The organism is Cytophagaceae bacterium ABcell3, from assembly GCA_030913385.1.
In the GTDB taxonomy this organism is placed as follows: domain Bacteria; phylum Bacteroidota; class Bacteroidia; order Cytophagales; family Cytophagaceae; genus ABcell3.
The window spans coordinates 1,280,069-1,297,743 of the sequence record CP133159.1; the positions used below are offsets into that span (position 1 = coordinate 1,280,069).

19 protein-coding genes are annotated in these 17,675 nt (G+C 39.0%); 11 read left to right on the forward strand and 8 right to left on the reverse strand.

What is annotated here, in order from left to right:
- Positions 1-11: 11 nt before the first annotated feature.
- The 4 genes from raiA to RCC89_05330 all read right to left on the reverse strand — a co-directional run bounded on the left by raiA (position 12) and on the right by RCC89_05330 (position 2,864).
- On the reverse strand, positions 12-317 hold the full coding sequence (gene raiA, locus RCC89_05315) for a ribosome-associated translation inhibitor RaiA (GenBank protein WMJ72582.1): 306 nt from the start codon (positions 315-317) through the stop codon (positions 12-14).
- A gap of 26 nt (positions 318-343) precedes the next feature.
- Positions 344-1,225, reverse strand: a complete 882-nt coding sequence (locus RCC89_05320) for a tyrosine-type recombinase/integrase (GenBank protein WMJ72583.1) — start codon at positions 1,223-1,225, stop codon at positions 344-346.
- A gap of 68 nt (positions 1,226-1,293) precedes the next feature.
- A complete protein-coding gene (gene rpsU / locus RCC89_05325; protein ID WMJ72584.1) occupies positions 1,294-1,488 on the reverse strand; it encodes a 30S ribosomal protein S21 in 195 nt (64 codons plus the stop codon).
- Positions 1,489-1,721: 233 nt separating this feature from the next.
- A complete protein-coding gene (locus tag RCC89_05330; protein WMJ72585.1) occupies positions 1,722-2,864 on the reverse strand; it encodes an acyl-CoA dehydrogenase in 1,143 nt (380 codons plus the stop codon).
- A 195-nt stretch (positions 2,865-3,059) separates the two neighbouring features.
- On the opposite strand from RCC89_05330, the gene RCC89_05335 reads away from it, so the two are divergent.
- The 8 genes from RCC89_05335 to rfbA are packed head-to-tail and all read left to right on the forward strand — an operon-like array spanning position 3,060 to position 11,237.
- Positions 3,060-4,388 carry a UDP-glucose/GDP-mannose dehydrogenase family protein gene (locus RCC89_05335; GenBank protein WMJ72586.1) on the forward strand — a complete coding sequence of 443 codons (1,329 nt, stop codon included), beginning with the start codon at positions 3,060-3,062 and terminating at the stop codon, positions 4,386-4,388.
- Positions 4,389-4,392: 4 nt separating this feature from the next.
- Positions 4,393-5,364, forward strand: coding sequence for an SDR family oxidoreductase (locus tag RCC89_05340; GenBank protein WMJ72587.1), 972 nt, complete (start codon positions 4,393-4,395; stop codon positions 5,362-5,364).
- Between the two features lie 20 nt (positions 5,365-5,384).
- Entirely contained in the window at positions 5,385-5,966 is a 582-nt protein-coding gene (locus RCC89_05345; protein ID WMJ72588.1) for a DapH/DapD/GlmU-related protein, read from the forward strand.
- 7 nt (positions 5,967-5,973) lie between these two features.
- Complete coding sequence (locus tag RCC89_05350; GenBank protein ID WMJ72589.1) at positions 5,974-7,263, forward strand: nucleotide sugar dehydrogenase; 1,290 nt, start codon at positions 5,974-5,976, stop codon at positions 7,261-7,263.
- Positions 7,260-8,297, forward strand: coding sequence for a UDP-glucose 4-epimerase GalE (gene galE / locus RCC89_05355; GenBank protein ID WMJ72590.1), 1,038 nt, complete (start codon positions 7,260-7,262; stop codon positions 8,295-8,297). The genes RCC89_05350 and galE overlap by 4 nt, the downstream gene beginning before the upstream one ends.
- Positions 8,294-9,343 (forward strand): dTDP-glucose 4,6-dehydratase, encoded by a 1,050-nt coding sequence (rfbB, locus tag RCC89_05360; GenBank protein WMJ72591.1) that lies wholly within the window; start codon positions 8,294-8,296, stop codon positions 9,341-9,343. The genes galE and rfbB overlap by 4 nt, the downstream gene beginning before the upstream one ends.
- Positions 9,344-9,351: 8 nt before the next feature.
- Positions 9,352-10,356 carry an SDR family oxidoreductase gene (locus RCC89_05365; GenBank protein WMJ75643.1) on the forward strand — a complete coding sequence of 335 codons (1,005 nt, stop codon included), beginning with the start codon at positions 9,352-9,354 and terminating at the stop codon, positions 10,354-10,356.
- 5 nt (positions 10,357-10,361) lie between these two features.
- Positions 10,362-11,237 (forward strand): glucose-1-phosphate thymidylyltransferase RfbA, encoded by an 876-nt coding sequence (gene rfbA / locus RCC89_05370; protein ID WMJ72592.1) that lies wholly within the window; start codon positions 10,362-10,364, stop codon positions 11,235-11,237.
- Between the two features lie 224 nt (positions 11,238-11,461).
- On the opposite strand, the gene chrA is transcribed toward rfbA, so the two are convergent.
- Positions 11,462-12,703, reverse strand: coding sequence for a chromate efflux transporter (gene chrA, locus RCC89_05375; GenBank protein ID WMJ72593.1), 1,242 nt, complete (start codon positions 12,701-12,703; stop codon positions 11,462-11,464).
- Between the two features lie 128 nt (positions 12,704-12,831).
- On the opposite strand from chrA, the gene RCC89_05380 reads away from it, so the two are divergent.
- Entirely contained in the window at positions 12,832-13,689 is an 858-nt protein-coding gene (locus RCC89_05380; protein ID WMJ72594.1) for a hypothetical protein, read from the forward strand.
- A 48-nt stretch (positions 13,690-13,737) separates the two neighbouring features.
- Here RCC89_05380 and recO read toward each other — a convergent pair whose 3' ends face one another.
- Entirely contained in the window at positions 13,738-14,397 is a 660-nt protein-coding gene (gene recO / locus RCC89_05385) for a DNA repair protein RecO (protein WMJ72595.1), read from the reverse strand.
- Positions 14,398-15,684, reverse strand: coding sequence for a UDP-N-acetylmuramoyl-tripeptide--D-alanyl-D-alanine ligase (gene murF, locus RCC89_05390; GenBank protein ID WMJ72596.1), 1,287 nt, complete (start codon positions 15,682-15,684; stop codon positions 14,398-14,400). It lies immediately after the preceding gene.
- 51 nt (positions 15,685-15,735) lie between these two features.
- On the opposite strand from murF, the gene RCC89_05395 reads away from it, so the two are divergent.
- Positions 15,736-16,122 carry a hypothetical protein gene (locus RCC89_05395; protein ID WMJ72597.1) on the forward strand — a complete coding sequence of 129 codons (387 nt, stop codon included), beginning with the start codon at positions 15,736-15,738 and terminating at the stop codon, positions 16,120-16,122.
- Between the two features lie 36 nt (positions 16,123-16,158).
- Here RCC89_05395 and RCC89_05400 read toward each other — a convergent pair whose 3' ends face one another.
- Positions 16,159-16,752, reverse strand: a complete 594-nt coding sequence (locus RCC89_05400; GenBank protein WMJ72598.1) for a hypothetical protein — start codon at positions 16,750-16,752, stop codon at positions 16,159-16,161.
- Between the two features lie 248 nt (positions 16,753-17,000).
- Here RCC89_05400 and RCC89_05405 point away from each other — a divergent pair, with 248 nt between their 5' ends.
- Positions 17,001-17,453: a DUF2314 domain-containing protein gene (locus RCC89_05405; protein ID WMJ72599.1), complete on the forward strand. Its 453-nt coding sequence runs from the start codon at positions 17,001-17,003 to the stop codon at positions 17,451-17,453.
- Positions 17,454-17,675 lie beyond the last annotated feature (222 nt).

The following is a 17,675-nucleotide window of genomic DNA, read 5'->3' on the forward strand; positions in this document are numbered from 1 at the left end:
TCTTAATGATCTTAATGATGGCTTTGCATCTTGTCTTTTAACTTTAGGATTTGCCTTTTCAGGTTGTCATAAAGCTTGTCCGTTGCTTCCTCAAAAGAAGAAGCTTGCTCTTTAGCCACTATAGCAGAAGTTCCCGGCAAATATAATTTTACGTTCACTAATTTATTTTCTGGAGTGTCCGTGTTCTCCAAATGCAGATAAACTTCTCCTTCCATTATTCTGTCATTAAACGTTTCTAGCTTGTCAAGCTTTTTTTGAATAAAGTCCAGAAGTTTTTGATCTGCTGTAAAGTGAATTGATTGAATCTGAAGTTTCATACTACTCGAATTTAAGGTTAAAATTTTTATGACCGGGGATGTGCTTTGTTAAAAGCAGCTTTAATTTTTTCCATTGAATTATGCGTATATACCTGTGTCGCAGCAAGGCTTGAGTGTCCTAGCAACTCTTTTACCGCATTTATCTCAGCGCCATTGTTCAGTAGCTGAGTAGCAAATGTATGTCTTATTACATGTGGACTTTTCTTTTCGGATGCCGCAAGCTCAGACAAATATTTATTTACCAGGCGGTAAATGAAAACCGGGTAGGTTTTTTCTTTTTTGTCTGTAATAATGAAATATTCTGTGTTACTGCCCTTCATATATGCTGCCTTTTCCCCCCTATATATACTAATGTTTTGTTTCAAAGTTTTGTTCATTGGGATAATTCTCTCTTTGTTTCCCTTGCCTAATACTTTTAATGTATTGTTGGCTTCGTTTATGTCTGCTTCCTTCAAATTTATGAGTTCGGAAAGCCTCATGCCGGTGCCATAAAAAAGCTCTAATACCATTTTATCTCTGGTTCCAGAAAAATCATCGGAAAAGCAAAGATGGTCAAGCAGGTTGTCCATGCTTGATGCCTCTATAAACGAGGGCAACCTTTTGGCTTGTTTGGGCGTCTTCAACTTGCCAGCAGGGTTTGTTTCTATGATTTCCTGTCTTTGTAAATACTTGAAAAAGGAGCGTAAGGTTGCAATTTTTCGGTTTACAGTAGCAGGAGAAATATTGTTTTCTAGAAGTTCAAGCATCCAAGACCTTATCATGTCATGTGTAGCACCGGATGGTTCCTCTAAATCATAAGCCGAATGGACAAATGCTCTGAATTGCTCCAGGTCATTCTGGTATGAGATGACAGTGTTGCTGCTGTATCTTTTCTCATTTGTCAGATAGTCTAAAAAAAAACTTACCATATCAGCTAAAACAATTAATGTTAAGCCAATATGGTAAATTTTGCTATAAAATAAAATGATAATTGATTCTACTGGTACTGACTTTGATTAACTTTTTGCCTGTACATGGCTTTTGTTCTTCTATTCCGTTTTGAAACAGAGGGTTTTTCATAAAAGCTTCTGTTTCTGACTTCATTTAATACACCAGTTTTTTCAGACTTCTTTTTGAATCTTTTTAGTGCCTTGTCTAATGATTCATTTTCGTTTACATTGACTAAAATCATAGTTGACAATAGTTAAACCTGAAATATGCATTAGAACTTTCTATTGCGTGACAAAATAATTTCAAATCAGACGCTTCGCTTGCAAGAACCACTATGCTGCTTTGCAAACCAAATACGCTGTTTTTTTGCCCCTCATAACGAAATCTAATGCATTATCCGAGTTAAATTCTCATACTAATTAAGAGCCGTAAATTTAAAAAAGCAAACTTTATTTTTGTTAAAAAGCTTTTTGTTTATTTTTTCATTAAAGATCTGGCTATGACAATCTTCTGTATCTCAGATGTGCCTTCGCCGATGGTACACAGTTTAGCATCTCTATAGTATTTTTCTACAGGGTAATCTTTAGTATATCCGTAGCCCCCAAAGATCTGCACTGCCTCATTGGCTGTTTTGACGGCAACCTCAGAAGCGTAATATTTAGCCATAGCAGACTCCTTGGTCACGCTTTGGTTTCTGTTCTTCAAATCGGCCGCCCTGTAAATTAGCAACTTCGCAGCCTCTACTTCTGTAGCCATATCTGCTAATTTGAAGCTAATTCCTTGGAAGGAGGAAATAGGCTTGTTGAATTGGTGCCTTTCTTGCGCATAAGCTAGCGAGGCTTCCAGTGCGCCTTCTGCTATGCCTAAAGCTAGAGCGGCTATTGAAATCCTACCTCCGTCAAGAATTTTTAGGGCCTGAACAAAGCCTTCACCCACATCGCCGAGGATGTTTTCTTTGGGAACTTTACAGTTGTCAAAGATCAGCTCCGTGGTTTCAGAAGCCCGCATTCCCAGTTTATTTTCTTTTCTTCCTGCGGAAAACCCAGGTGTCCCTTTTTCAACGACAAAGGCAGTGGCACCTTTTTTATCGCCCGGTGCTCCTGTTCGGGCTATGATTACTGCCACATCGCCAGACTTTCCGTGGGTTATAAAATTTTTAGAACCATTTAGAACATAGTGGTCACCATCGGGTAGTGCTACTGTTTTCATATTGGCTGCATCAGAACCTGTGTTGGGTTCTGTGAGTCCCCAAGCCCCTATCCATTCGGCTGTAGCTAGTTTGGGTAGCCATCTTTCTTTTTGCTCTTCACTGCCAAACTGCAAGATATGGTTAGTGCATAGTGAGTTATGGGCAGCCATTGATAAGCCAATGGAACCATCTATTTTAGAAAGCTCGGTAATGGCAGTTACATACTCGAAGTAGCCAAAACCGGCACCTCCATATTTCTCAGGCACCAAAACTCCCATAAGTCCGAGTTTGCCCATTTCTTTAAACATTTCTACAGGAAACGCTTGGTCTTCGTCCCACTGCATGAAATAAGGTTTTATATGCTTCTCTCCGAAATCTTTCACCATTCCGGTTATGAGCTTCTGGTTTTCATTAGGTATAAAGTTCATAGTATCAGTAAAAAATTTTTTTAAAAACAATCAATAAATTATAATGTTTTTCTAAATGTAGATCATTTATTAAACGAGAAATTATATATTTGGATGCAAATGACTTGACTTTTATTGGTCGGATTAAAAGTTTTTGGAATAGTTTAATTTTATCACAGAATAACTAAATTTTTTAACAGATAAACCACTGTAAGTATGAAAATAGCAGTAGTAGGCACGGGATACGTTGGCCTCGTTTCGGGAACATGCTTTTCTGAAACTGGAAACTTTGTTACTTGTATAGATAACAATGAAAAAAAAGTTGAAAAACTTAAAAGTGGCGTAATGCCAATATATGAGCCTGGACTGGAAATTCTTTTTGAAAGGAACATAAATGAGGGACGTCTTAAATTTACCAGTAGCTTAGAAGAAGGTATAGAGGGTGCAGAAATTATATTTCTTGCCTTGCCAACGCCTCCAGGAGAAGACGGTTCTGCTGACCTAAAGTATGTACTTGGGGTGGCTGAAGAGTTAGGGCCAATGCTTAAACAATATACTGTTATTGTTGACAAGAGTACTGTGCCTGTAGGTACTGCTGAAAAAGTAAGGAAAAGGGTAGCTAAAAATGCCAAAGTTGACTTTGATGTAGTTTCTAACCCGGAGTTCTTAAGAGAAGGTGTGGCTGTAGACGACTTTATGAAACCTGACCGTGTAGTGGTGGGTACAAGTTCGCCAAAAGCCAGAAAAGTAATGGAAATGCTATATGCGCCTTATGTGAGATCTGGTAACCCGTTGATCTTTACTGATGAGCGGTCTGCTGAATTGATCAAATATGCAGCAAACTCTTTCTTGGCTATGAAAATCACTTTCATGAACGAAATAGCCAATATGTGCGAAAGGTTAGGGGCAAATGTTGATCAGGTACGTATAGGTATGGGTACAGATAGCCGTATTGGAAAACGCTTCTTGTTCCCTGGTATCGGTTACGGTGGTAGCTGTTTCCCTAAAGATGTACAGGCTTTGGTTAAAATGGCTGAAGAGTCAGAGTATGACTTTAAGACGCTTAAGTCTGTCATGGAAGTCAACCATGTTCAGAAAACAGCTTTATTCCCTAAAATAAAAGCTTTCTATAATGGTAACCTACAAGGTAAGAAGTTTGCTATGTGGGGTCTAGCCTTTAAGCCTAATACTGATGATGTTAGGGAGGCGCCTTCGCTTTATCTAATAGATGCTTTATTGAAAGAGGGTGCAGAAATTACTGCTTTTGACCCCGAAGCTATCGAAAATGTAAAAGGAATTTTAGGTGACAAGATTCAGTACAATGACAATGCCTATGATGCACTAAGTGGTGCAGACGCTTTAATTATAGTTACTGAATGGTCAGAGTTTAGAACGCCAGACTTTAACAGGATGGATTCTCTTCTTACCAGTAAAGTAGTTTTTGATGGTAGAAATGTTTTTGACCTTTTTACTATGAAAGATAAAGGATACCACTACGAGTCTATAGGACGTGAAATTGTACAACCTGAAACTGTAAAATCATAATATTGTGTCTGGTAAGAAAAGAGTATTAATTACAGGGGGGGCTGGTTTTCTTGGCTCCCACCTTTGCGATAGGTTTATAAAAGAAGGGTACCATGTCATTGCCATGGACAACCTGATTACTGGTGATTTAAAAAACATAGAACACCTTTTCCATTTAGAAAATTTTGAATATTACAACTGTGATGTTTCAAAATTTATTCATGTGCCTGGTGATCTGGATTATATCTTACACTTTGCTTCTCCTGCTAGTCCTATAGACTACTTGAAAATTCCTATTCAGACATTAAAAGTAGGATCTTTAGGGACGCATAACTGCTTGGGGCTGGCAAAAGCTAAGAATGCTCGTATTCTTGTGGCATCTACCTCTGAAGTTTATGGTGACCCTTTGGTACACCCTCAGAATGAAGATTACTGGGGTAATGTAAACCCTATTGGGCCAAGGGGGGTATACGATGAAGCCAAACGTTTTCAGGAGGCTATGACCATGGCTTACCACACCTTCCATGGTGTAGAAACCCGTATCGTGCGGATCTTTAATACCTATGGCCCACGTATGAGATTAAATGACGGGCGTGTATTGCCTGCCTTTATCGGTCAGGCCATTCGGGGCGAGGATTTGACGGTGTTTGGAGATGGTTCGCAAACGCGTTCATTTTGCTATGTTGATGATTTGATTGAAGGTATTTATCGTTTGTTGATGAGCGACTATGTTTACCCTGTTAATGTGGGCAACCCTAGTGAAATTACTATCGGTGAATTTGCAGAAGAGATCATTAAGTTGACTGGTACTTCGCAAAAGGTGATCTACAAGCCATTGCCTAAAGATGACCCTAAACAGCGTCAGCCTGATATTGCCCGTGCCAAAGAAATTTTAGGATGGGAGCCTAAGGTGAACAGGGCCGATGGTCTTAAAATTACTTATGAATATTTTAAATCTCTTCCGGAGCAGGACTTGACCCCTAAAGAGTTTTATTGATTTTGAACAAATCATCTTGTATGGATGATCTAAAATATTTTTGCGACTCTTCATCCGTAGTGGATGAAGGATGTAGCATAGGAGAAGGTACAAAAATTTGGCATTTTTCCCACATTATGACCGGTTGCCGGATTGGTAAGAATTGTAATATTGGTCAAAATGTTGTTGTTTCTCCTGATGTGGTTATTGGCAATGGTGTAAAAATCCAGAACAATGTTTCTGTATACTCAGGTGTAACATGCGAAGATGAAGTCTTTCTTGGCCCCTCTGTTGTTTTTACCAATGTTTTAAATCCGAGAAGTGCTATAAACAGGCGTGGTCAATACACACCCACTCTTGTTTGTAAAGGAGCTACCATAGGAGCCAATGCCACCATTGTTTGTGGTATTACCATAGGGAAATATGCTTTTATAGGGGCGGGAGCGGTAGTTACAAAATCCGTTCCTCAATATGCTTTGGTCATGGGCAATCCCGCCAGGCAAAAAGGTTGGATGAGCGAACATGGGCATAAGCTATCTTTTGACAGTGAAGGTATAGCTGCTTGTCCTGAGAGTGGATTTAAGTATAAGATGGCCAATAATTTGGTGGAACGAATCGCCTGAAAGATAAATGTATCAGAAATTAGTAAACAAGGAGGTATATCTAGGGGTTATTGGGTTAGGGTATGTTGGTTTACCAATCGCTTTAGCATTTGCAAAAGAAGTAAAAGTCGTTGGGTTTGATATCAATCCTGAACGGGTTGATATGATGAGGGCGAGCATTGATCCGAGTGGCGAACTGAGCAAAGAAGATTTTGAAAACTGTGATATTGAATTCACCAATAACAGCAAAGATCTGGAAAAGGTGAATTTTTTTATTGTTGCTGTTCCTACTCCCATAGACGCCTTTAATTTGCCTGATCTTAAGCCTTTGCTGTCCGCTGTTAAAACGGTGGGTAAGGTATTGAAAAAAGGGGACTATGTGGTGTTCGAGTCTACGGTTTACCCAGGCTGCACTGAAGAGGAATGTGTACCTGTTTTGGAAAGTGAATCAGGTTTGCAATATATTCGGGATTTTAAATGTGGTTATTCACCTGAGAGGATCAATCCAGGCGATAAAGAACACACATTGTCCCGTATTACTAAAGTAGTTTCTGGTTGCGATGGTGCGTCCTTGGAGGTTATATGCAAGACATACGAAATAGTGGTGAAAGCTGGGACCTATCGGGCAAAATCAATCAAGGTGGCTGAGGCGGCCAAAATTATTGAGAATACACAAAGGGATTTGAATATTGCTTTAATGAATGAGTTGTCTATCATTTTTGATAAAATGAATATCAATACGTATGACGTACTCGAGGCCGCTGGTACTAAATGGAATTTTCTTAGGTTTACGCCTGGTCTGGTCGGAGGGCATTGTATAGGTGTAGACCCATATTATTTGACATATAAAGCTAAGTCATTAGGCTATAATCCTAATGTGATTTTGAGCGGCAGGGCTACCAATGACAACATGGGCGCTTATGTTGCAAAAAAACTGGTGCAAATGTTAATTGCGGATGATAAAAACATTCGCCGTAGCAAAGTATTGGTCTTAGGGGTTACTTTTAAAGAAAATGTATCCGATATCAGAAATTCCAAAGTGGTTGATATGATTAAAGAACTACAGTCATATAACCTTCAGGTGGATATTTCGGATCCTAAAGCTTCGGCAGAAGAACTCAAGGATATGTATGGGTTGGATCTGACAGTAAAACCTAAGAAAGATTACGATGCGGTGATCGTTGCCGTTATGCATAAAGAGTATGCTGGCATGATAGAAACTGATTTTGACTCTTTTCTGAAGAAAAAGGGGGCTTTTATAGATATTAAAGGTTGGTTTAGAAAAACAATTACAAAATATCAATATTGGAGTTTATGACAAGCAAGGGAAAAATATTGGTAACTGGCGGGGCTGGCTTTATAGGGTCACACACAGTGGTGGAGTTAATTAATGCAGGCTATGAACCGGTTATCGTAGATAACTTTTCTAACTCATTGGCTTCTGTATTGGATGGGTTGAAAAATATCATCCACAAAGATGTGCCTTGCCATAAAGTAGACTGTACAGATTATCTAGCACTTAAAGAAGTATTTAGAAAAGAGAAGTTTTCGGGCGTCATTCATTTTGCAGCCTTCAAAGCAGTAGGGGAGTCTGTTAAAGAGCCTTTAAAATATTATCATAATAATGTTGGTGGACTTGTTACGCTGTTGAGAGTTATGGAAGAGTTTGATGTAAACCAGCTGGTTTTTTCTTCTTCATGTACTGTCTATGCGCAGCCTGATAAACTGCCTGTAGACGAAAGCACTCCTCGTAAAGCACAGTCGCCTTATGGAAATACAAAGAAAATTTGTGAAGAGATTCTAGACGACTATTTAGTGTCTAACCAAAAAGCAGGTATTGTTTCTCTAAGGTACTTTAACCCTATCGGCGCACACCCTACGGGGCATATTGGAGAATTGCCTTTAGGGGTTCCTAATAACTTGGTACCATATATCACACAAACCGCGGCAGGTCAGCGAGAGAAGCTCACTGTATTTGGTGGCGATTATAATACCCCTGATGGTACTTGTATCCGGGATTATATTCATGTATGCGACTTGGCTTCTGCCCATGTTAAAGCTTTGGAGGTTTTTGAAAAAATTTCAGCACCTGTCCATGAAATTGTTAATGTTGGAACAGGACAAGGGAATACTGTGCTTGAAGTAATTAAAGCTTTTGAAAAAGTTTCAGGCGAGAAGCTTAACTATTATATAGGGGAAAGAAGAAGTGGGGATGTGGAACAGATCTATGCCAGTACCCAGAAAGCTAAGGAAATGTTAGGCTGGGAGGCTCAATACAATATAGAGGATTGCATGAAAGATGCATGGAACTGGCAGAAAAATTTGAAAAATTTAAATGTGGAAATAGCATGAAAACAATTCTGATTACAGGAGGAGCAGGATTTATCGGCTCTCATGTGGTAAGATTATTCGTAAATAAGTATCCAGACTATAAAATTGTAAATCTGGACAAGCTGACTTATGCAGGCAATCCAGCTAATATATCAGATATTGAAAATGCCTCAAACTATGAGTTTGTTAGAGGTGATATTGCTGATACAGCTTTTGTTACGCAACTTTTTGATAAGTATAAGTTTGACAGTGTCCTTCACTTGGCGGCAGAGTCGCACGTTGACAGGTCCATAACCAACCCGATGGATTTTATATTTGCTAATGTAGTGGGTACGGTAAACCTGTTAAATGCTGCTAAAAGCCTGTGGAAAGACAATTTTGACGGCCATTTGTTCTACCATATTTCAACAGATGAAGTTTATGGCTCTTTGGGTAAGGAAGGCTACTTCCTAGAAGATACCCCTTATGATCCACAATCGCCTTACTCTGCCTCTAAAGCTAGTTCAGATCATTTTGTGCGGGCTTACCATAATACCTATAAAATTCCGGTGGTGCTGACAAACTGCTCTAATAATTATGGCCCTAATCAGTTTCCAGAAAAATTGATACCACTGTCTATCAATAATATTAAGAACAATAAACCACTGCCGGTTTATGGAAAAGGGGAAAATATAAGGGATTGGCTGTTTGTTGTAGACCATGCCAGGGCCATAGACGTAGTTTTTCATAAAGGAAAAGTTGGTGAGACCTATAATATTGGTGGACATAACGAATGGAAAAACATTGACCTTGTTAAGCTTCTGTGCAAAATCATGGATAAGAAGCTGGGAAGGGCTGAAGGTGAATCTGAGAAGCTTATTACCTTTGTTAAAGACCGTGCAGGCCATGATATGCGCTACGCTATCGATGCAACCAAAATTAAAGATGAGCTAGGTTGGGTGCCTTCACTTAATTTCGAAGAAGGGCTTGAGAAAACAGTTGACTGGTATCTTGAAAATACTGAGTGGCTTGAAAATGTAACGTCTGGTGCTTATCAGCAATATTATGATAAGCAGTACAGTGCTTAATAATTTTGATGTACGAAAGAAAATATCATCGAAAGGACATTAGTAAGTATTCCTTTTTAATTACAGGAGGTGCTGGTTTTATAGGTGCCAACCTTGTGGAATACTTATTGAAATATGGTGCAGGAAAGGTTGTTGTTTTAGACGACCTTTCCACTGGTAATTATGTTAATATTGAAGCATTTGCTCAATATGGTAATTTCCAGTTTATAGAAGGTGATATTAGAAGTCAAAACGCTTGCAATAAGGCCTGTGAAGGTATTGATATTATTTTGCATCAGGCAGCATTAGGGTCTGTGCCTCGTAGTGTAAAAGACCCGGTGACTACTAATGAAGTTAATGTTACTGGTTTTTTGAACATGTTGAATGCTGCGAAGGAAAATGGCATTAAACGTTTTGTGTATGCAGCTTCTTCTTCTGTTTATGGCGATCATCCAGGGTTGCCCAAGGTCGAAGCGCATATTGGTAAACCTCTTTCGCCTTATGCTGTTAGTAAATATGTAAATGAGCTTTATGCAAATGTTTTTTCAGGGCTTTATGGCATAGAAACAATTGGTTTGCGGTACTTTAATATTTTTGGCCCCAAGCAAAGTCCTGAAGGTTCATACGCTGCTGTAATACCGCTGTTTATTAATAAAATGCTGAACCATGCTGCTCCTGAGATTAACGGAGATGGTTTGCAAAGCCGCGACTTTACGTTTGTTGAAAATGCAGTACAGGCAAATGTACTTGCAGCCTTGACCGACAATAATGAGGCGGTCAATCAAGTGTACAATATCGCTGTAGGAGAACAAACCAGCCTAAATGGGCTTGTTCGGCTTATAGGAGAGGTTAGTGGTATCACGATACAGCCTGAGTATAAATCCCCTAGACCGGGAGATATAAAAGATAGTCTTGCCGATATTGGTAAGGCCCAACAATTTTTAGATTATAAGCCTTATTTTAATGTAAAAGATGGGCTGTCAATAACTTTTGAATGGTTTAAGAAAAATTTTGAACATCTAAACCAAAACTGATTTTTATGAAAGGAATTATATTAGCCGGTGGTTCCGGAACAAGACTTCACCCATTGACGCTTGCTGTAAGTAAGCAGCTTATGCCTGTTTATGATAAACCTATGATTTATTATCCATTGGCAAGTTTGATGGAGGCTGGTATTAGGGAAATACTGATCATATCTACTCCGCATGACCTTCCTAATTTCAAAAAACTTTTAGGAGATGGATCTTCCTTAGGCTGTAGCTTTACCTATGCCGAGCAACCTAAACCCGAAGGACTTGCCCAAGCTTTTGTTATAGGGGAGGATTTTATTGGTCAGGATAAAGTAGCCCTGATTTTGGGTGATAATATTTTTTATGGTACCGCCATGAGCGACCTGTTAAGAAGCAATAATGACCCTGAAGGAGGCGTAGTATTTGCGTATCACGTCCATGATCCAGAGCGGTATGGTGTGGTCGAGTTTAACAGCGACAATACTGTATTGTCTATTGAGGAAAAGCCTACCAAACCAAAATCCAACTATGCAGTACCTGGTTTGTATTTTTATGACAATTCAGTTATTGAAATTGCAAAAGGGTTAAAGCCTAGTGCCAGAGGGGAGTTGGAAATAACAGATGTTAATAAAGCGTATTTAAAAGACGGTAAACTTAAAGTAGGCATTCTTAGTAGGGGAGATGCGTGGTTAGACACGGGTACTTTTACCTCTTTAATGCAGGCTGGAAATTTCGTACAGACTATAGAAGAACGTCAAGGTTTAAAAATTGGCTGTATAGAGGAGATCGCTTTTCATATGGGATATATTGATGAAGGGCAGCTTGAAAAACTTGCCCAGCCTTTGATGAAAAGTGGCTACGGCAAATATTTGATGAACCTATTGGAGCATAAGGTTTATCAGTAAGAATACTTTTTACAGGATATATGGGGAGGGTATTGAGCTGCTGAAAATGCTCTATGCCCTCCCCAAATACTTTTAGCCCAGAGTTTTCTACGTAGAAAATGACTTAAGATCAGTTGTTTAGCTTATATTTGTATCTTAACCATAATTGCTGCTATTCATTGGCGACTCAAAATTGCTGATTTATTGACTCGCCCCTCATAACGAAATCTAATGCATAATCCAGGTTAGAAGATAAATCCGGCAGAAAGTCCAGCTATAATTATATAGGGAGGGGGAATTTTGGTTAATAGCAATGTCAAAAGTGTGGCTATAAAAACACCATAGTTTAAAAATGTCATTTGAGAAGGCTCTCCTAAGGTTGTAAAAAGCAATAGGGCTGTTGCTGTAACTATTCCTGCACTGGCCGCATTGATTCCTTCGAGGGAGGCTTTTACTGCCCGGTATTTTTTTAGCTTTTCCCAGATATTCACCATAAAAAAGATAAGTAAAGTTCCAGGTAAAAATATGCCCGCAGCAGCGACCAATCCTCCGCCTACTTCACCCCAAAAACCAAACTCTCTCATTGAAAGCGCGCCAATAAAGGCAGTAAAGCAAAAAATAGGGCCAGGGAAAGCTTGTTGAAGCGCAAATCCTGAGAGGAACTCCTCTGCTGATAGATAGTCTTTAAACTGTACAAACTCTTTGTAAAGCAAAGCACTTAATGGATGCCCCCCACCGAAAATAATGCTGCCATTCCGAAAGAAGTTTTCAAAGAGCCGTATTATTTTAAGGTCTGTCACATGACCGATAAACGCCGCCCCAATAAAAATGGAAGAATAAATGAGCAAACTTTTCCAGCTAATGGAAAGCCCCGACTTTTCTTCTTTAGGGTGTTTTTTGAACCGTATAGCTGTTGCGCACCCTGCCAGTATCAAAAGTACAGGGAAAATACCAGGCCACCTGATAAAGTATGAGGCTATGGCAGCAATGATAAATATAAAGTGACTGGTTTTGGTCTGGACGGAATAGCTGCTGATTTTATAAGCAGACCATGCTACAAAAGCTACTGCCATCGGTTGTATAAATCGGGTGAAAGTGATAGATATATCATGGCGCTGGAGCCAAGATATACTCATTGCCGCAAAAATCATTAGAAGGGTAGTAGGCAAAATCCAAACAAATAGCGTGAGCCATGCTAAGCGATACCCTCCAAGCTTGAACCCTATGGCTGTTATGATTTGGGTAGACGCAGGGCCTGGGAGTATGTGGCAGAATGAATTTAATTCCACTAAATCTTTTTCGGTCAGGTACTTTCTTTTTGTTACAAAAGTGTTGAAAAACAAAGTCAAGTGGGCCTGAGCGCCACCAAAAGAGGTAACAGTAAGAAGAAATACATCTCGCAGAAAGATCAAATATCTTACTCTTCGGGTGTCGGTAACTTCTTCCCCTAGTATTTTATGGGTGATATATTTGTTATACGATTGCAAAAAATATGTTTATAGCTAAAAACAATAAGTTTTTTGTTTGGTTTATATAATTTGTTTGCGTTTTTCAATTGATACCATTTCTTTTACAAGATAAATTTATTTTTCTAATTTGTAAACATGATGAAGATATGAAAAAGTCATACTTGATTTTTATAGGTTTTTTGGGATTTTTTGCCTGCGAGCAACCTGACCCTGAAAATGGCACTGTCATAGCAACTGACACTGTGGAACAAGACCGTACCCGTAGGGATGTAGACGCATACCATGTCGTAAAAGATACTACTGTTGAAGTCGGAGGCATTAGCATTACCCCTCTTGAAGATTCTCCTGAATTTGCCGATGGTATTCTAGAAATGAACCAGCCAGAAGAGGATGCTTCTTTCGATGAAGAAACTGTTACGTTTGATTATGAAATTACCAATTTTAGACTTGGGCACCCAACAGACACCACAGCATGTCCTAGATGCAGCAATTCTGAAAAAGGGCAACATATTCACCTGATTTTGAACAATCAACCTTACCTGGCCAGGTATGAAACAAACTTTACTGAAACATTAGACCCTGGGCATTATGTCTCTTTGTCTTTCTTATCTCGTTCTTATCACGAAAGTGTAAAACATAATGATGCCTATGTACTGAGACAATTTACTGTTGGAGATGTAGACGCTGAGGAAGTAGATTTAACAAAGCCTTTCTTGTTTTATAGCCGTCCTAAAGATGAATATGTGGGAGTAGAGGCAGAAGCCGTTTTGCTTGATTTTTATTTAGTAAATGCTGAGTTGTCTGAAAATGGATATAAAGTTCGTGCGACTGTGGATGGTAATGAATTTCTCTTGGTCAGATGGTGTCCATTTGTAATGGAAGGTTTACCAATGGGCGAGGTAGATATAAAATTAGAACTTCTTGATGCAGATGGTAATTTAGTGGACACTGAGTTTAACCCTTCCGAAAGGACTATTACATTAAGGGAAGCACCAGGTGCTTGATTTAAAACTTTAAAACTATAGAAAAAGCCGGTCAAAAGCCGGCTTTTTTTACATTATCTCTTGTAGGATTTTTAAGGACCGCATTTCTCCAAAGTTGTCTATATGTGCTGCGTAAAACCTTAAAATGACATCCAAAAGGCGTCGCCTCATGCCAGCGTTTAATATGATTTGACTATCATACCTTTGCTGGATCAGCGCTTCCAGTAATTGAGTTTCATCTTGATTTAACCCATGATAAATATCTTCCGATGCCGCAGGGTAATATCCTAGTAAACCAGCATATTTCAATAAAAACTGTAAATGGAAATTGCTAAAGCTACTTTCTGCATCATCAAACCACGAAAAACTTAATGATATAAAGTCAAACAGCTCTTGGTTGGGAACCTCTTCTTTAAGTGTGCGGGCCAATATTTCGTTTAGAAAGATTGCAATAGAGGTTTTGATTGGGTCAAAAGGTATGCCTGAATAAGGTTTGCTGCACCTGATTTCTGAAATCCGGTTTATTTCCCTTTTTTCATTATGATAAACCACTAGGTCTAGTAAGGTGAGCGGTTGGAAGAAAGCAATACGGCTTCCCGGCTTTTTGCTTCTAACGCCATTGATGATATAAGTCCTAAGTCCAAACTGCTCAGTATATATTTTGCTGATAATAGAGGTTTCTCTATATCTGATAAAATTTAAAACTACCCCTTTGGTTTTATGAAGCATTTAAAGTACCTCCAATAATTTTTCAAGTCCCATACCCCTGGAACCTTTTATAAGAATATGGCAATGTTTTGGTGCCAGCGATTTGAGTTTGCTTTCCAGCGCGTCTCTCTTTTCTGAATATTCTGCATCCGGCATTACGGCAGCAGCTTCTTTCATATGCGGGCCACAAAGGAAGACTTTGGTAAACCCAGCATTTTTTAGAAGGTCGCCAATGGCCCTATGTTCGGCAGGGCTTTCTGAACCGAGTTCTAACATATCGCCTAGTATGGCAATTTTTTTGTCTGCTGCAATTTTTTTGAAATTCTGAATGGCAACTTTCATTGAAGACGGATTAGCATTGTAAGCATCCAATACGATATGGTTCGTGCCTTGCTCTACGATTTGGCTTCTGTTGTTTTGGGGGACATAAGAGGCTACGGCTCTTTCAGCGTCCTGTGCTGGCACTTTAAAATATTTTCCAATACAGAGTGCCGCTGCTATATTTTCATAGTTATACGCCCCTATGAGCGCCGTTTCTACTGTGTTGTTGTTCTCAGTTTTGAGCTTTACAAAAGGATCTGCCGATACTAACTCACAGTGGTAGAAATCATTTTCCCCTGGATACATGATGGGTTCTTTGAACTTGGACATAGAAAGGAGAACCTCATTTTCGGAATAGACAAAAGCGGTACCATTGGTTTCTAATAAGTAGTCATATAGTTCACCTTTTCCTTTTTTTACGCCTTCTATGCCTCCGAAACCTTCTAAATGGGCTTTGCCAATATTAGTAATTAAGCCATGGGTAGGTTCGGCTATCTTACAATAACCGGCTATCTCCTGCTGATGGTTAGCGCCCATCTCTATAATGGCTATTTCGGTGTCAGTGGCAATGGATAATAAGGTGAGGGGGATGCCAATATGGTTGTTTAGGTTGCCTTTGGTGGCATATGTTTTATATTTGGCAGCAAGGACTGTGTTTACGAGCTCTTTGGTAGTAGTTTTGCCATTAGAACCTGTAATGGCGATGAACGGAATAGAAAATTGTCTTCTATGGTGCCTAGACAGTTTCTGTAACGTGTCAAGAACATTGTCTACCAATAAAAAACGCTCATCTTTTACAACTTTCTGATCATCTACTACAGCATAAGCAGCTCCTTTGCTTAAGGCATCTTCAGCAAATTCATTGGCATTAAAGCTTGGGCCTTTTAATGCAAAAAAAATATTTCCCTGTTGAATGTTCCTTGTATCTGTACTTACTCCTGTGCTTTTCTTGTAAATTTGATAAAGGTTTTCTATTGAAACTGCCATTCCTGTAAAGTTTTAAAAAAGTTATATTGTCAATAAAACCCCATCTGAAAAATGAAGGTTCTTTTACATTTAAAAATTATACCGAAAGATAAGTTTATTTTCGAAAATAAGCTTTCTGCTGTTAAAGGCAAATTTACAAAAGCAGAAGATCTAGTGTTGCTGGATGCAGATAATTTCTCTGATGGGGAATACCTGAAACATGTAGCCTCTTTGGTAAAGGAAAGTGAAAAAAGTGTAGTTCTTTTTGAATCTTGTACAGAAGACGGGACGCTCTGTTTTAGAAAATTTATGGAAACCCTTTATAAAAAGAAAGACAATATCATGGTATTGACTATAGGGGACAATGCTGTTTTGGACAAACTCCTGTCACCTTTGACGCATGTTTATGCCTCAGAAGGTGATCAAAGTAGCCGTATTTACGATTTTTTGCAGGACTAGCAGCTCTTTTTAGTTGCTCGGGTTTCATAATCCAGGTTAAAGTCGGAATTGAAGCCCTACTGTACCATAGCCAAATATGCCGTAACCACCTTCTGCAAACAATCCAAAACCTCTATAAAAGTAGTACCTAGCACCTGCTGTAGCGCCAATCAGGTAAGGACTTGGTTCTTCTTCTAGATCAATTACTGTTACATCTCTGGTTCTATATGCGCCTGAGATGCTTATGTATAAATCTAATCGGTCAGAGTGCAAATTGCTATCATGCAGCTTTTCCAATAGATGTAAGTAATGGAATGAACTTCTTACGCCAAATATTATATTGTCTATTGCATATTCTTGATCTGTAGGAATATGTGTATAAAGCCTCTGGTTCCAGCCTCCCAATATACCTGCACTTAAAAAATCGGTTATTCCGTAATCTACATTAATGGACGCAGGAGGTAAACTGCCGTGCTCCCTAGAGTGATCAAAACTTTCCCCTCTGAAATAGGCAAATGATACGCCTGGGCTTATTAGTATGTCATTACGCTGGAATGCCTGATCGTCCAGCCCATCAAGCGTTACAGGGTTCATTTGGGCGGATGCCTCTAACGTGAGTATACAGAAGAAAAATATTATGTACTTATGCATAGAAAAAAGTATTTCGTTACCTAAAAAACTTTCTAGAAGTGACTTTGTTTATTCTCTGATTAGTAGGCCACAGGCGATGGGACGGTTAGAAATAGCGGCTTTTTTCGACCTAAGTTGGAGATACTTCGTAATTAGTATAGTAAAGCATTGTTTGACTGGAGAACAATGAATGGTAAGTGAGGCTTGTAGTGCAGATTCTCTGGGAAAAAATTCATAATATTTATTTACATCGGAACAATCCGTCAACTATGGGTAGGGTAACAGGTTTACTGCTTTTCTTTTCAATAATTATTAGTGGGTGTGGAAACTCACCTATGGACGATCATTCTGATGTGTCTCATTATAATTATGACTTAGGCTTTGTCAAGGCAAAGCATGATGCCTCACTCTCTATGTTGGAATTTATAGCTATTTTTCAGCAGAGGCAAAAAGATACCTCTTTCTTTTTTTCTGTTAAGGCCGAATTTACTGAAGGGAACCTTTCGGAACATATGTGGGTAGAGGTGGTCAATATTAAAGATAAAACCATTAGAGGCATACTGGGAAACCAGCCTCAGATGTTAAGGAAAATCCAGTTGGGAGAGCAGGTGAAACTTCACATATCAGAGGTTGAGGACTGGATGATCTATGACATGAAGCGTGATACTGTTTTGGGCGCCCATCTGATCAGGGCTATGGGCAGGGAACACCTGCTCCATTAATTAGGGCGCGCTGAAAAACGCCCAAAATACTGATCTGTTTATATTTGTATAAAAATTATGAGGTATAGGTGCAAGGGTTTTTCGGTTATTTCTTATTTTTCCGTGCACAGTAAATTGAGAAACTTTTAACCTGGATTATGCATTAGATTTCGTTATGAGGGGCAAAAGAGCAAAAAATCAGCGTATTTGGTTTGTAAAGCATAGTGGTTCTATGGTTAAAAA

Coding starts and splice junctions, on each gene's coding strand:
- RCC89_05400 (WMJ72598.1), bottom strand. CDS start 16,752: ATGCATAAGTACATAATATTTTTCTTCTGTATACTCACGTTAGAGGCA.
- RCC89_05380 (WMJ72594.1), top strand. CDS start 12,832: ATGAAAAAGTCATACTTGATTTTTATAGGTTTTTTGGGATTTTTTGCC.
- raiA (WMJ72582.1), bottom strand. CDS start 317: ATGAAACTTCAGATTCAATCAATTCACTTTACAGCAGATCAAAAACTT.
- galE (WMJ72590.1), top strand. CDS start 7,260: ATGACAAGCAAGGGAAAAATATTGGTAACTGGCGGGGCTGGCTTTATA.
- murF (WMJ72596.1), bottom strand. CDS start 15,684: ATGGCAGTTTCAATAGAAAACCTTTATCAAATTTACAAGAAAAGCACA.
- RCC89_05320 (WMJ72583.1), bottom strand. CDS start 1,225: ATGGTAAGTTTTTTTTTAGACTATCTGACAAATGAGAAAAGATACAGC.
- rfbA (WMJ72592.1), top strand. CDS start 10,362: ATGAAAGGAATTATATTAGCCGGTGGTTCCGGAACAAGACTTCACCCA.
- RCC89_05335 (WMJ72586.1), top strand. CDS start 3,060: ATGAAAATAGCAGTAGTAGGCACGGGATACGTTGGCCTCGTTTCGGGA.
- rpsU (WMJ72584.1), bottom strand. CDS start 1,488: ATGATTTTAGTCAATGTAAACGAAAATGAATCATTAGACAAGGCACTA.
- RCC89_05405 (WMJ72599.1), top strand. CDS start 17,001: ATGGGTAGGGTAACAGGTTTACTGCTTTTCTTTTCAATAATTATTAGT.
- RCC89_05365 (WMJ75643.1), top strand. CDS start 9,352: ATGTACGAAAGAAAATATCATCGAAAGGACATTAGTAAGTATTCCTTT.
- RCC89_05395 (WMJ72597.1), top strand. CDS start 15,736: ATGAAGGTTCTTTTACATTTAAAAATTATACCGAAAGATAAGTTTATT.
- RCC89_05345 (WMJ72588.1), top strand. CDS start 5,385: ATGGATGATCTAAAATATTTTTGCGACTCTTCATCCGTAGTGGATGAA.
- RCC89_05350 (WMJ72589.1), top strand. CDS start 5,974: ATGTATCAGAAATTAGTAAACAAGGAGGTATATCTAGGGGTTATTGGG.
- rfbB (WMJ72591.1), top strand. CDS start 8,294: ATGAAAACAATTCTGATTACAGGAGGAGCAGGATTTATCGGCTCTCAT.
- recO (WMJ72595.1), bottom strand. CDS start 14,397: ATGCTTCATAAAACCAAAGGGGTAGTTTTAAATTTTATCAGATATAGA.
- RCC89_05330 (WMJ72585.1), bottom strand. CDS start 2,864: ATGAACTTTATACCTAATGAAAACCAGAAGCTCATAACCGGAATGGTG.